The sequence below is a fragment of the Burkholderia sp. Ac-20384 genome (assembly GCF_017104605.1).
Taxonomy (GTDB): Bacteria; Pseudomonadota; Gammaproteobacteria; order Burkholderiales; family Burkholderiaceae; genus Burkholderia; species Burkholderia lata.
In genome coordinates, this window is record NZ_JAAGPE010000257.1 from 1 (window position 1) to 13,544 (window position 13,544).

Consider the following 13,544-nt stretch of genomic DNA (forward strand, 5'->3'; position numbering starts at 1 on the left):
TCCTCGGTCAGCGCGCGTTCGAGCCGGTCGGCCCGTGCGGCAAAGACGGCTTCGACGCCTTCGCCGCGCGCGATGCGCGCCTCGAATGCCATCCCCGTCACGGCGATGACGGGCAACGTGCCGGTGGATTGCGGCGCCACGCGTTACAGCCCGACCGTCACGCGCGTCGTGTTGTCGCGCTTCAGGTTGCGATAGCGGGCGAGCGCCCACAGCGGGAAGAACTTGCGATAGCCGTGGTAGCGCAGGTAGAACACGCGCGGGAAGCCCGTCGCCGTGAAGCGCGTTTCGTCCCACAAGCCCTCTTCGTTCTGCTCGGCGATCAGGTAGTCGATGCCGCGCGCCACCGCCGGGTTGTTCACTTCGCCGGCCGCCATCAGGCCGAGCAGCGCCCACGCGGTTTGCGACGCGGTGCTCGGCGCCTGCTCGAAGCCGCGATAGTTGAGCTTGTAGCTGTCGCCGTCCTCGCCCCAGCCGCCGTCCTTGTTCTGGATCGACAGCAGCCACTGCGCGCCGCGCTTCACGCGCGGATCGTCCGGCGTCAGGCCGGCCGCGTTCAGCGAGCACAGTGCCGTCCACGTGCCGTACACGTAGTTCATCCCCCAGCGGCCATACCAGCTGCCGTCCGGCTCCTGTTCCTTGAGCATGTAGTCGAGTGCGCGACGGGCCGGTTCGCTGTTCAGCGGCGTCTCGCCGAGCTGCGACAGCATCGACAGGCAGCGGCCCGACACATCGGCCGTCGGCGGATCGAGCAGTGCGCCGTGATCCGAGAACGGGATGTTGTTCAGGTAGTACTGCGTGTTTTCCGGTTCGAACGCACCCCAGCCGCCGTCGCTGCTCTGCATCCCGACAACCCACTCGCGCGCACGCGCGATCGAATCGCGATACGCATCGTTCTGCTTGAGTTGCTGCGCGCGCTCCATCGCCACCGCGACCACCGCCGTATCGTCGACGTCAGGGTAGTGCGCGTTCGCGTACTGGAACGCCCAGCCGCCGGGCCGCACGTGCGGGCGGCGCGAGATCCAGTCGCCGCGCACGTCGAGGATCTGCAGCGGGCGCAGCCATTCGAGGCCGCGGATCGCGGCATCCTCGGCACGCGCGTCGCGCGTCTCGAGCAGCGCATTCGCAGCGAGCGACGTGTCCCACACCGGCGACAGGCAGGGCTGGCAATACGCTTCGTCCTCCTGCACGACGAGCAGCTTCTCGATCGACTTGCGCGCGATCGCGCGGTTCGGATGATCTTCCGCGTAGCCGAGCACGTCGTACATCATCACCGAGTTGGCCATCGCCGGATAGATCGCGCCGAGGCCGTCCTCGCCGTTCAGGCGCTCGTCGACGAACGACACGGCCTGGCGGATCGCGCGTTCGCGCGTGTAGTTCGGGAACAGGCCATCGACCGCGCGCAGCGCATGGTCGACCACACGGAAGAACGCGAACCAGCCGGCGCTCTGGTGGCCCTGGCGCGGCAGCAGCCCGGCGTTGACGGGCGGATCGATGAACAGCTCGTCGATGCGCACGCCGCGCGGGTTCTTCGCGAGCGGACGCTTCGCGTTCAGCACGAGCAGCGGCACGATCACGGTGCGCGCCCAGTACGACACCTTCGACAGATGGAACGGAAACCACTGCGGCAGCAGCATGATCTCGACCGGCATCATCGGCACCGCGCGCCACGGAATCGCACCGTACAGCGCGAGCTGGATGCGCGTGAACACGTTCGACATCTCGGCGCCGCCCATCGCGTGGATGGCACGGCGCGCGCGCTGCATGTGCTCGGCGTTCTCGTCGTCGCCGATCACCTTCAGCGCGAAATACGCCTTCACGCTCGCGCTGATGTTCGGCGCACCATCGGTGAACAGCGGCCAGCCGCCGTCGGCCTGCTGGATGCGGCGCAGATACTTGCCGATCTTCTGCTCGAGCTCGAGGTTCGGCGTCTCGCCAAGATAGTGGACGAGCAGCACGTATTCGGCGGGAATCGTCGAATCGGCTTCGAGTTCGTAGACCCAGTGGCCATCCGCGTTCTGCGCGGCCAGCAGCGCGTCGGTCGCACGCGCGACGGCCGTATCGACGCCGGCCGGCACGGCGCCGGCGGACAGGGTAGCCATTTCGGTGAGATCGTTCATCGGTCCCTCTCTTATTGTGTCTGGAGCACGTCCGCGGCCAGCTGGCCGGAGCGGATCGCGCCCTCGATCGTGGCAGGCAAACCGGTGGCAATCCAGTCACCCGCCAGCACAAGATTGGTCCAGCGCGTACGCACGGCCGGACGTTTCATTTCCTGCGACGGCACCGCCGCAAAGCCCGCGCGCGGCTCGACGACGAGCTGCCACGCGGGGATGGTTTCCGGGTTCGCGCCGGTCACGCGCGCGACGTCTTCCCAGATGCGCCGCGCGAGCGTGTCGCGCGGCGTGTCGAGCCAGCGGCCCGCGTCGCGGATCGTCGCCGCGAGCTGGCCGCCGCCGGAGCGCACCGCGTCGACGACACCGTTGACCACGGACGTCTGCAGCGGATTGCCGGCCGGCACTTCGACCGCGAAATACGCGGTCACCACCGCGCTGAACGTGTCGGGCGCGGTGAGTTCGGGCACGAGCGGCTGCGCGACCTCGGGCGGCACGGCCAGTACGACGGCGTCGCCGGGCGCGAGATCGATGCGCTCGCCGCCGACCGAGACCGCATCGACCGCATTGCCGTGCGCGCCGAATTCGAACGCGTCGAGCCGCGAATTCAGCCGGATCTGCGCGCCGCCATGCTGCAGCATCCGCAGCGCCGGTTCGACGAAGGCGCTGCCGAGGCCGTGGCGCGCGACGAGCGGACGGCAAGCGGGGCCGCCCGCGGAAAACGTGCTGCACAGCGCCGCGCGCGCGAGTTCGGCACTCGCATGGCGCGGCTCGACGTTCAGCACACCGAGGAAATACGGCCGCAGCCAACGTTCCCACAACATGCCGTCGCATCGCATCGTCTGTGCGAGTGAACGGCCCATGCGCGCGAATGCGAGCGGGGCGAGCGCGAGGTAGTCGAGCGGCGTCGTGCCCGGCGCGCGCGACGCGGCATCGAACAGCCACGACGGCCAGCGCCCGTTGCCGAAGCGCAGCGTCCAGCGCTGCTGCGACGCGACGTCGACCACCGGAAATTCAGGCAGCGCGGGCCCCACAAGCTGGTCGGTCGCGCCGATCGCACGCAGGTAGCGCTGCGTCGCGGGCTGTCCCGCGAACACCGTGTGCAGCCCGCTGTCGAGCGTCGTGTTCAGCGTCCCGTCGAACCACGTGCGGCAGCGGCCGCCTGCATGCGCGTGCGCGTCGTGCAGCACGATGCGTCGCCCGCGGCGTTGCAGCTCGACCGCGGCCGACAGGCCGGCAACGCCGGCGCCGATCACGTGGACGGTCCTGGGCATCGACTCGGTCGGCTCAGAACAGCGCGTAGCGCGCGGCGATCATCAGCATGCGCGCTTTCGGCTTGCGCAGCGGCGCGCGCGGGAACGCAAAGCCGCGTGCGATCGCGGCTTCGAGAATGCAGCGATACGCGCCCGACATGATGCGCGGCGCCTTCACCTGCGCACGCGCGCAGCTATCCATCACCGCGTCGGCCTGGCGGAAGTGCTCGAGCGCGCGCTCGACGAGCGTCGCGCACACGCGCGGCAGCGCCGGATCGCGCACGATCGTCGCCGGGTCGGTGATCGCGATGCCTTCGCGCGCGAGCAGTTCGCGCGGCAGGTAGCAACGGTTGATCGCCGCATCGTCGTCGATGTCGCGCAGGATGTTCGTCAGTTGCAGCGCGCGGCCGAGGTGATGCGACAGCTTGATCCCTTCGGCTTCCGGCATCCCGAAAATCCTCACCGACAGCCGGCCGGCCGCGCTCGCCACGCGATCGCAGAAGAGGTCGAGCGTCGGTTCGTCGGGCGCGCAGATGTCTTCGACCGCGTCCATCGCCATCCCGTCGATCATCGCGTGGAAGTCGTCGCGCTGCAGGTTGAATGCGCGGATCTCGCGGTCGAGCGCAGCCAGGTGGCGCGGCGGGCGGCCGGCGAAGCACGCGTCGATGTCCGCGCGCCAGCGATCGAGGCCCGCGTTGCGCTCGGCGCGCGGCAGGTCGCTGTCGGCGATGTCGTCGACCGCGCGGCAAAACGCGTAGACCTGGAACATCGCATCGCGCTGCACGGCCGGCAGGATGCGCATCGCAAGATAGAAGGAACTGCTCGATGTGACGGCAGCGGCGTCGGTTTCTTGTTCGTCCACGACGGAATTGGAAACGGCCAAGACGAGCTCCACGGAGACACCCACGCGGGGCGATTGAAGAAGCCATGCCCGGCTGGGATGGTCAGGGTGTCAAATGCGTGCGAGATATGCGAACGATCGACGCAGACAGGCACAAATTACCGGCCGGAAGCCGGAATTGGGCGAAAGTATAGCAATCTTTGAAGTTCGATGGCGGACACGCGCCGCGTGCGGCGGCATGCCGGAAGCCGTTGGCCGGCAAGCGCGGCCGGCCCGTGCGGCACCCGGCGCCGGCCGCGCGTCAGCCGTAAACGATGTCCCGCTGCAGGTCGAGCGCAATGAGCCCCATTTCGCGGGTGAGCTGCAGCATCGAACGGCGTTCGAGGCGCGAGCCCATGAAGCTCGTCACGCGGCCGTCGGGCTCCGCGGTGAACTGAAAGACCGCGCCGCCCGTGCCGAACCACGCGCCCGGCACATCCGGCGATTCCTGCCAGTCGATCTGCGCGAATACGCGCGCGATGCCCGCGCGCACCAGGTCGCCCGGGCCGATCGGCGGCGCGATGTCGCCCAGGTCGTCGAGCGAATAGGGGCCGGGTTTGTCCGGCTTCCGGTAGAAGAGATAGTCGACGTTCATGGGGCGCAATCGCAGGCAAAGCAACAAATTAGCGTGCTTCAGGATAAATTCAAATCGGATACGGACGAAATGTGGCCTGTACGAGACAAGAGGGACAGGTCGAATCCGGCCCGTCTGGGCGCACGCGGGTTCGTCTAAGATGACACCTTTCTCAAAATCAGAAGACCCGGACACCATGGAGACGAACGCAAGCGCCACCCCGCAGTCCGATCATCCCGTTTTCGTGCTCGTGCACGGCGCCTGGCACGGCGCGTGGAGCTACGCGCACGTTGCCGCCGCGCTGGCCGCGCGCGGCCACCTGTCGATCGCGCGTGACCTGCCCGCGCACGGCATCAATGCCCGCTTTCCCGCTTCGTACTTCGCCCGCCCGCTCGACAAGGATGCGTTCGGCGCGGAGCCGTCGCCGGTCGCGAACACGACGCTCGACGATTACGCGACGCAGGTGATGCAGGCGGTCGACGACGCGTACGCGCTCGGCCACGGCAAGGTCGTGCTCGTCGGGCACAGCATGGGCGGCCTCGCGATCACGGCAGCCGCCGAACGCGCGCCGGAAAAGATCGCGAAGATCGTCTATCTCGCGGCCTTCATGCCCGCGTCGGGCGTGCCGGGCCTCGATTACGTGCGCGCACCTGAAAACAAGGGTGAAATGCTCGGCCCGCTGATGCTGGCGAGCCCGCGCGTCGCCGGTGCGCTGCGCATCGACCCGCGCAGCGGCGACGCCGCGTATCGCGACCTCGCGAAGCGCGCGCTGTACGACGACGTGCCGCAGGCCGACTTCGAGGCCGTCGCGAACCTGATGACCTGCGACGTGCCGGCCGCACCGTTCGCGACCGCGATCCCGACGACGGCCGCACGCTGGGGCGCGATCGACCGCCACTACATCAAGTGTCTGCAGGATCGCGTGATCCTGCCCGCGCTGCAGCAGCGCTTCATCGACGAAGCCGACGCGTTTGCGCCCGGCAACCCGACCCACGTGCACCAGCTCGACAGCAGCCATTCGCCGTTCATGTCGCAGCCGGCCGTGCTGGCCGGCGTGCTGGCCGACATCGCGAAAAGCTGAGCGCCACATGCGCCCAAGGTATCCGCTCCGCGCACAGCGGGGCGGATGCGCGACCTGGGTGTACGCGACTTATGCGTACGCGACCGACCGATCGCGCCCGAGCCGCTTCGCGCGATAAAGCGCGGCGTCGGCCTCGTTGACGAGCACGTCGCAGGTCGGCGCACCCGTCTTCGCACACGCGCCGCCGACGCTCGCCGTCACCGGCACGCTGACGCCTTCGGCATCGACCGGCACGCTGCCGATCGCATCGCGCACCTTGTCGGCCACCAGCATCGCCTCGTCGAGATTCGTGCACGGCAGCAGCAACGCGAATTCCTCGCCGCCGAAGCGGCCGAACGTATCCTGCGCGCGCACGATCGCCGCGACGCGACGCGCGGTCTCGCGCAGCACGGCATCGCCGGCCGCATGCCCGAAACGGTCGTTGATCGTCTTGAAGTGGTCGAGATCGAACAGCAGCACCGACATGTCACCACCGTAGCGCTGCCAGCGCGAGAATTCGTCGCCGAGCCGCGCCTCGAAGAAGCGCCGGTTCGCGATGCCGGTCAGGCCATCGCGATTCGCGTGCTCGCGCAGCTTCGCAACCGCTTCCTCGCGCTCGCGCTGCATCACGCTCACATGCGTGACGTCCGAGATCGTCACGCACACGGCCTCGACGTCGCGGCCGCGCGTGAGCGGCATGAACGTGCAGTCCTGCTGCATGTAGTCGACGCCGCCCGTGATCGGCCGGTCGTGCTCGAAGCGAAACAGGTAGGGCCGCTGCTCCCACGAGCTGAACGCGAAGCTGCCGAGCTGGAACACGCTCTCGAGCTTGCGCGACAGCCACGCGCGCGGCAGGTCGGGAAAGCAGTCGAACAGGTTGCGGCCGATCACGTCGGCGGCCGGGATACCGCTGTGGTCCTGCATGAAGCGATTCCACATCAGCACGGTCATCGCGCGGTCGAGCACGAACAGGCCGAAGCCCACCCGCTCGATCACGAGGTCGCTCAGCGACGGGGTGGCGGCCGTCATAGCGCGGACAGCAACGCGTCGAGCGCATCGCCCATCAGCCGGATCGAATCCTCGGCCATCAGCATCACGAAGTGGGCCCGGAACGCGTGGTCCTCGAGCCCGAAGTTCACTTCCAGCAACAATGCAACGCTCCATGCCAGCTCGGTCGGCTGGAATACGTCGTCGAACGACACGTTCGCGCCGAGCAGCCCCGGCGGAAAGAACACAGGCTTGCGGCCGAGCTCGTCGAGGATCGACGCGACGCACGCACCCATCAGCACGTTCGCGACGTCGAACACGACTTCGTCGGGTGTCGCCATCCCGCCGTACACGCCGTCGCCGAACGTACGGTCGACGACCGACATGAGCCGCGCGATGCTCGCGGTGCGGCACAGCACGATTGCTTCGCCCTTGATGTCGGAACGAAAGCCCTGGCGCACGGCGGTCACGTTGTCGTGAATGCCCGTCATCTCGCGCAGCGCGTCACCGGCGTCGGTCGCTTTCACGACCCGCACGCGCGGCACCGACAGCTCGATGAAGTGCCCGAGCAACAACGCGAGCCGCGCGGCGGCGCGGCCCATTGCGAGGTTGGCGATCTCCTGCAACGCGTCGCGTTGCTCCGCCGTGAACACCGAGTCAGGCATACAACCCATACTCCTTGAGAATGGGCAGCAATGCCTCCGACGTCACGGGCTTGGCTACGAATGCGATCGCGCCCAATTCGCGCACGCGTGCTTGCGCCTGCGGCTGGATATCGGCGGATACCACGATCACGAACGTGTTCAGATCTTCGTGGCGCAGTGTCTCCAGGACCTGATAACCGCTCATGTCGGGCATCGTCAGGTCCAGAAACATTACGGAAGCTTTGCCGTCACGATAGAGCGCCAAGGCCTCTCGACCATTCGCGGCATACCTGACTTCGACGTCCCAGCCTCCCGGCAGCGCCTTTGTCAGAAGTTTGCGAGCGAGCAGCGAATCGTCGGCAATTACAATCGGCAAAGGCATGGAGCGAAGCAGTATACGGAATGGTCTCTCTCGCGTTAACGACCGCGCGGCGCACTTCTTTAGGCGCCATGCGTTCGGGTGCGGGCAACCGTCTTGCGGCCGCGCGCGGGCGCCGCGACGCGGGTGCGCGCGACGCACCGCGCGGCGAACGCCGGCGGGCGCATATATCTGTCATAGGGAAAGCAAGGCGCGATTCTCTGAGTAAACCGGAGGCGATGCAACTCGCCATTTTCACCATTTCGAACAGAATTGGTCCGAACAGGCGCCATTCCGAAAACAGCCGCGACCATTTTCGAGATAAGCACGCAAAATTTTTCCTTGTGTACGTTTGCGCTGCCGGATTCGTCGCGTTTTCAATCTGACAATTTCCCCCTGTCGAAATCGACAGGATTACCGGTGTCCGGGGCCGTGCGGCGGCCCGTCGCAACTCGTTTATGATGGCAGGCACCTCCGCCTCACCCGCTTCCTCGATGACGTCCGACCGGCCCGCCGATTCCCACGCTCCCGCCTCCCCACCCGCCGACGACTGGCAGGACGACGGCAACTACGCGTCCGGTGCGCCCGAGCACGATTTCGCGGTGCGTCGCGTGACGCTGATCGTGCTGCTCGTCGCGGCGATCGTGCTGCCGTGCATCTACGTCGTGGTGATGGCGTACAACGACCTGAAGACGCGCGAGGCCGCCGCGAGCGACGTGACGATGCGCACGGTGCGGGTGGCCGAGGAGCACGCGCTCAAGGTGTTCGACCTGAGCGAAACGCTCGATGCGCGCATCGTCGATCTCGTGCAGGACATGGACGACGCGACCGTGCGCAACCGGGAGTCCGACATCCACGAAGCGCTGAACACGATCGGCGGCGGCTATCCGCAGGTGGCCGCCGTGTCGATCTTCGGCGCGAGCGGGATGCTGCTCGCGAACAGCCTCTACTATCCGGCGCCCTATGCGTCGATCGCGAACCGCGACGACTTCGCCGGCATCCGTGACGGCAAGGTCATCGAACACATCTCGCGGCTGATGATGGGGCCGCTCAAGCTCGAGAACATTCCCGTGTTCAACACGGGCGTCGCGCGCCGCCATAGCGACGGTTCGTTCGCCGGGATGGTGTCGATCGCACTGAAGTCGTCGTATTTCAACGCGTTCTACCGCGACCTGCTCGGTGGCGCGAGCACGCCGATGACGATGGCGCTCGCGCGTTCGGACGGCGCGGTGATCGCGTCGTATCCGCCGCCGCCGGCACTCGCGCACACCGACCGCGCCGTCACGTTCGGCGACACGCGCAACGATCCGCGCGCCGGTGTCGTGCGCGTGCGCCACGACGGCGCGAGCAGCGAAATCGTCGCGTATCGCCAGGTCGGCAGTTATCCCGTCTACGTGACGTGCGCGTACCGCACGTCGGCGATCTGGCATGAATGGTACGAACACCTGAGCGTTCTGTTCATCTCGATGTTCGCGCCGTCGGTCGCGCTGTGGTCCGTGATCTGGCTGTCGCTCAAGCGGCTGAAGGCGGAAGAGGAGGCGTGGGACCGCTGGCAGGCCGAAGCGTCGATGCGGCGCTCGATCGAATCGGCGTACCGGCAGTCGCGCAAGATGCAGGCGCTCGGCAACCTCGTCGGCAGCGTCGCGCACGACTTCAACAACCTGCTGATGATCATCTCGAGCAACGTGCAGATCGTGCGGCGGCGCGGGGTCCAGCATCTCGACAAGGAACTCGGCGCGATCGAACGCGCGCTGAAGAACGGGCAGTCGCTCACGCGCCAGCTCCTCGGCGTCGCGCGCAAGCAGCCGCTGCACAACGAGACGATCGACGTCGGGCAATGGGTCGGCACGTGCCGCGAACTGCTGAAGACATCGCTCGGTTCGAAATCGTCGCTGGTCGTCGCGATCGAGCCCGGTGTCTGGCCGATCCGCGTCGACGTCGCGGAGCTCGAGCTCGCGGTGATCAACCTCGCGGTCAACGCGCGCGACGCGATGGCGACCGGCGGCCGCTTCACGGTCGGCGCGCGCAACGTGACGCTGCGTCGCGAGGACGGCTTTCCGCTGACCGGCGACTTCGTGCAGATCTCGCTCGACGATACGGGTTCGGGCATGGCGCCCGACGTGCTCGCGCGCGCGTTCGAGCCGCTGTTCACGACGAAGGCGCAGGGGATGGGGACGGGGCTCGGCCTGCCGCAGGTGTTCGCGTTCTGCGAACGCTCGGGCGGCCTCGCGACGATCGACAGCGCGGTCGGCGCCGGCACGTCGGTGCGTCTCTACCTGCCGCGCGCCCGCGCCGAGGATGTCGTCGCGCGGCCGCAGGCGGTCGTGCACGACGCGGGGGCAGGCGCGCTCGCCGGCCTGCACGTGCTGCTCGTCGAGGACAACAGCGAAGTCGCGGCCGGCACCGAAGCGCTGCTGTCGCTGCTCGGGCATCGCGTGACCTACGCGCCCACCGCCGACGACGCGTTGCGCCTGATCGAAGGTGCAGCCGCGAACGACGCGTTCGACCTCGTGATTTCGGATATCCACATGCCTGGCCGCCTGAACGGCATCGACCTCGCCGAAGCCGTCGAGCAGCGGCCGGAGAAACTGCCCGTGATTCTCGTCACGGGTTACGCGGAGGAGCTCGACCGCACGCGCACCGTCAACGTCCGCGTGCTGTCGAAGCCGTTCGACATCGCGCTGCTCGACGAGATCCTGCTGGGCATCCGTGAAGCGCGCGATGCACGACACGCGCGGCACGCCGGTACGTGACCCGCTGCGAGCGGGTCGGTGCCGACGCCGGCGGCGTGATCGGGTGTGACGCTCAGGCCGACTTCAGCAAGCGCACCCAGCCCGTGTAGCGATCGACGAAGCCCTGCAGGAACTTGCGGGTGTCTTCGCTGACGATCTGACCCTGGTCGTCGATGCGCGCCGGATCGTGCTTGATGAACATCTCGGGCTGCCCGAGCGTCTTCACGTCGAGATACGCGAGCACGTTGCGCAGGTGCTGCTGCGCGAGCGCGGTGCCCGTCGCGCCCGGCGACGTGCCGAGCACGGCACCCGGCTTGCCCGACCACGAGTTGGAACCCCACGGGCGCGAGCCCCAGTCGAGCGCATTCTTCAGCACGCCCGGGATCGAGCGGTTGTACTCGGGCGTAAAGAACAGCAGCGCGTCGGCGGCCTCGATCGACTGCTTGAAGCGCTTCGCGACTTCCGGGAAATCCGCGTCGTAGTCCTGGCTGTACAGCGGCAGCTCGCCGATCTCGACGAACTCGAACGAGAAATCGGCAGGGGCGAGCGAGATCACGGCGTGTGCGAGCGCGCGGTTCCACGAAGCGCGACGCAGGCTGCCGACGACCACAGCGATGCGATAGGACATGGCATTCTCCTTCCGGTGAGTGAGGAATCGGATCGATTGCTTCCGAACGAGCGACAAAGGTCTGTTTATAGGCAAGCCAGCCCGCGAACCGCCCCACGGGGCCGTACGGCCGACTTTCCACAAGGTTTTCCACAGAAATTGTGGATAACTCGGCCGTTATGTTCTGACGTTACAGATTGCCTACTGCGGGTCGTTGCCGACGCGCGACACAGGGTTCGGCAAGCATAGCGCAGCGCGTCGGCCGGTTTCGTGAATTCGTGACGGAACATGCATTGCAGGCCGGGACCGCGCCCAGTAAGCTGCTCGCACGGTGACGCGCCCGCCCTGTGGCACACGCGCGATCGCTTCGAGACACTGCAACCCAGACATGCCGTCCGCCTACGACGATCCCGTTTATCTCGCGCAACTGCGGCGCGACCTGTTGCGCTTCGCGCGACTCCAGCTCCGCGACGCCGACGCGGCCGAAGACGCCGTGCAGGAAGCGCTCGCCGCCGCGTGGTCGCATGCGAGCGATTTCGCCGGGCTGTCGGCGCACAAGACCTGGGTGTTCGGCATCCTGCGCAACAAGCTGATCGACGTACTGCGTGCGCGGCAGCGGACGGTGAGCCTGTCCGCGCTCGACGCCGAGCTCGACGGCGAATCGGTGCTCGATCGCGAGTTGTTCAAGGAAAACGGGCACTGGGCCGCCCATGCGAAGCCACGACCGTGGCCACGCCCCGAAACGCTGTTGCAGCAGCAGCAGTTCTGGACGCTGTTCGAGGCCTGCCTCGATCACCTGCCGGAGCAGATCGGGCGCGTGTTCATGATGCGCGAATTTCTCGACTTCGAAATGACGGACATCTGCAGCGAATTGACGCTGACGACGAACCATTGCAGCGTGCTGCTGTACCGGGCGCGCACGCGCCTGCGAACCTGCCTGAGCGAACAAGGACTGACAACCGAAGATGCTGCCGGGGAAATGTACTGACGTGACGCGACTGCTGTCGGATGCGCTCGACCGGCATCTGACCCTGCATGAGCGCCTGCAGGTGCGTGTACACCTGCCGACCTGCAGTGGCTGCAGGGCCTATCGCGGGCAGATCGCACTGCTGCGGACAGCCGCGAAAGCGGCGGCGGGGCGGGGGCCTTCCCCGGATGATGACGGTACGTCGTCCGGGGAAGGCTAGACCTGGATCGCGTGACTGCGATCGTCAGGGCAGTGGTGGGTGGTGGCGTGCTGCCCGGCGATCGTGCCGGCTTCGATTGCCGGCGCTTGCGCTAGTGCTTGCGCCGGGCTGACGCAATCAGAAAAATACGGTGGGCAAGAATTATTCGAACAGCGCCTGCACCGATTCGGGCGGCCGGCCGATGGCGGCCTTGCCGCGATAAACAACGATGGGCCGCTGCAGCAGAATCGGATGCGCGGCGATTGCCGCATAGGCTTCCGCATCGGTCAGATCGGCGCGGGCAAGATTCAGCTCCTTGTACGGCTCCTCACCGTCGCGCAGCATGTCGCGAACCGGACGCCCAAGCTGCCGATGCAGCGCTTCCAGTTCCTCGACCGTCGGCGGCGTCTTCAGGTACTCGACGACATTCAACGGCACACCGGTGGTATTCAGCGACTCGACCAACGCAAGCGTCTCGCGCGACTTCGAACATCGGGGGTTGTGGTAGATCGTGATCATCATTCAGGCCTGGAGGGTAGAGCCCTGTATTGTAGCCAGTCTGCATTGGTGGGCTTGATGGGGTGGTCGACGAGGGGTCTTGCGATCGGGAGTGGATTCGCTGCTTCGTAGAGCCAGGCCGGTTGATGAGGCAGCGCGATGGAGCGCGAGAGGGGAGTGCTGTACGGGATGCTCTTCAATGAATTGATGGGTTTATGCGCATAAAGGCTAGGGAAACTCTGTCGCGGGATGGTGAATAAAGGCCGCGCACGCCTGATCAATGCGATGGGAAGCGAGCTGCGAAGGGGGTAGCCGGTGGCGTCACGGGCCGGTTGGTTTATGCGCATAAAGCGGGCTATTGCCGGGTGAGGTACCTCGCGATTCGCGGCGCAGCGCTGCCGACATTTCGGCGCTTGGGTGTGAGTCTCTGCTGGGTGTGAGTCTCTGCTGGGTGTGAGTCTCTGCTGGGTGTGAGTCTCTGCTGGGTGTGAGTCTCTGCTGGGTGTGATTGCTGCGTCGGTATGCGCTGGTGGTGTCTTGTCGTGGTGAGCGTGTTCTGTGTGAGTCTGCGTGCGGTCTGCCACTCCTGTCAGTGCGTCTCATGGATGTGAGACCTGTAAGTGTGGGTGACTGTCGTGCGCTGCACCGTTCACTCAGCCGGCTGTGTCGGCATTCGC

Annotated in this window: 13 protein-coding genes; 4 read left to right on the forward strand and 9 right to left on the reverse strand. The window is 66.8% G+C overall.

The window, feature by feature from the left end; translation table 11 throughout:
* Positions 1-143 precede the first annotated feature (143 nt).
* The 4 genes from shc to G3O00_RS32305 all read right to left on the reverse strand — a co-directional run bounded on the left by shc (position 144) and on the right by G3O00_RS32305 (position 4,836).
* Complete coding sequence (gene shc / locus G3O00_RS32290) at positions 144-2,117, reverse strand: squalene--hopene cyclase (protein WP_206145415.1); 1,974 nt, start codon at positions 2,115-2,117, stop codon at positions 144-146.
* 11 nt (positions 2,118-2,128) lie between these two features.
* Positions 2,129-3,382: a hydroxysqualene dehydroxylase HpnE gene (gene hpnE / locus G3O00_RS32295; RefSeq protein ID WP_206145416.1), complete on the reverse strand. Its 1,254-nt coding sequence runs from the start codon at positions 3,380-3,382 to the stop codon at positions 2,129-2,131.
* A 13-nt stretch (positions 3,383-3,395) separates the two neighbouring features.
* Entirely contained in the window at positions 3,396-4,244 is an 849-nt protein-coding gene (hpnD, locus tag G3O00_RS32300; protein ID WP_011353633.1) for a presqualene diphosphate synthase HpnD, read from the reverse strand.
* 259 nt (positions 4,245-4,503) lie between these two features.
* Positions 4,504-4,836, reverse strand: coding sequence for a hypothetical protein (locus G3O00_RS32305; protein WP_011353632.1), 333 nt, complete (start codon positions 4,834-4,836; stop codon positions 4,504-4,506).
* A gap of 175 nt (positions 4,837-5,011) precedes the next feature.
* Between G3O00_RS32305 and G3O00_RS32310 the strand changes: the two genes are divergently transcribed.
* A complete protein-coding gene (locus G3O00_RS32310) occupies positions 5,012-5,896 on the forward strand; it encodes an alpha/beta fold hydrolase (RefSeq protein ID WP_011353631.1) in 885 nt (294 codons plus the stop codon).
* 69 nt (positions 5,897-5,965) lie between these two features.
* Here the strand turns inward: G3O00_RS32310 and G3O00_RS32315 are convergent, their stop codons facing one another.
* Genes G3O00_RS32315 through G3O00_RS32325 form a run of 3 tightly spaced genes read right to left on the reverse strand, consistent with a single transcriptional unit; the run spans position 5,966 to position 7,888 of the window.
* Positions 5,966-6,904 carry a diguanylate cyclase gene (locus tag G3O00_RS32315; protein WP_206145417.1) on the reverse strand — a complete coding sequence of 313 codons (939 nt, stop codon included), beginning with the start codon at positions 6,902-6,904 and terminating at the stop codon, positions 5,966-5,968.
* Positions 6,901-7,527: a chemotaxis protein CheC gene (locus G3O00_RS32320; protein WP_039344650.1), complete on the reverse strand. Its 627-nt coding sequence runs from the start codon at positions 7,525-7,527 to the stop codon at positions 6,901-6,903. Before G3O00_RS32320 ends, G3O00_RS32315 begins: the two co-directional genes overlap by 4 nt.
* A complete protein-coding gene (locus G3O00_RS32325; protein WP_175045861.1) occupies positions 7,520-7,888 on the reverse strand; it encodes a response regulator in 369 nt (122 codons plus the stop codon). The genes G3O00_RS32320 and G3O00_RS32325 overlap by 8 nt, the downstream gene beginning before the upstream one ends.
* Before the next feature lie 470 nt (positions 7,889-8,358).
* Between G3O00_RS32325 and G3O00_RS32330 the strand changes: the two genes are divergently transcribed.
* Positions 8,359-10,617, forward strand: coding sequence for a hybrid sensor histidine kinase/response regulator (locus G3O00_RS32330; protein ID WP_206145418.1), 2,259 nt, complete (start codon positions 8,359-8,361; stop codon positions 10,615-10,617).
* 52 nt (positions 10,618-10,669) lie between these two features.
* On the opposite strand, the gene G3O00_RS32335 is transcribed toward G3O00_RS32330, so the two are convergent.
* Positions 10,670-11,224 carry an NAD(P)H-dependent oxidoreductase gene (locus tag G3O00_RS32335; RefSeq protein ID WP_011353625.1) on the reverse strand — a complete coding sequence of 185 codons (555 nt, stop codon included), beginning with the start codon at positions 11,222-11,224 and terminating at the stop codon, positions 10,670-10,672.
* 367 nt (positions 11,225-11,591) lie between these two features.
* Here G3O00_RS32335 and G3O00_RS32340 point away from each other — a divergent pair, with 367 nt between their 5' ends.
* Both G3O00_RS32340 and G3O00_RS32345 read left to right on the forward strand, forming a co-directional pair.
* The gene (locus G3O00_RS32340; protein WP_206145419.1) at positions 11,592-12,191 is read left to right on the forward strand and encodes an RNA polymerase factor sigma-70; all 600 of its coding nucleotides are present in this window, start codon (positions 11,592-11,594) and stop codon (positions 12,189-12,191) included.
* On the forward strand, positions 12,169-12,390 hold the full coding sequence (locus tag G3O00_RS32345) for a zf-HC2 domain-containing protein (protein WP_206145420.1): 222 nt from the start codon (positions 12,169-12,171) through the stop codon (positions 12,388-12,390). The genes G3O00_RS32340 and G3O00_RS32345 overlap by 23 nt, the downstream gene beginning before the upstream one ends.
* Before the next feature lie 141 nt (positions 12,391-12,531).
* Here G3O00_RS32345 and arsC read toward each other — a convergent pair whose 3' ends face one another.
* A complete protein-coding gene (arsC, locus tag G3O00_RS32350; RefSeq protein ID WP_174929993.1) occupies positions 12,532-12,888 on the reverse strand; it encodes an arsenate reductase (glutaredoxin) in 357 nt (118 codons plus the stop codon).
* Positions 12,889-13,544 lie beyond the last annotated feature (656 nt).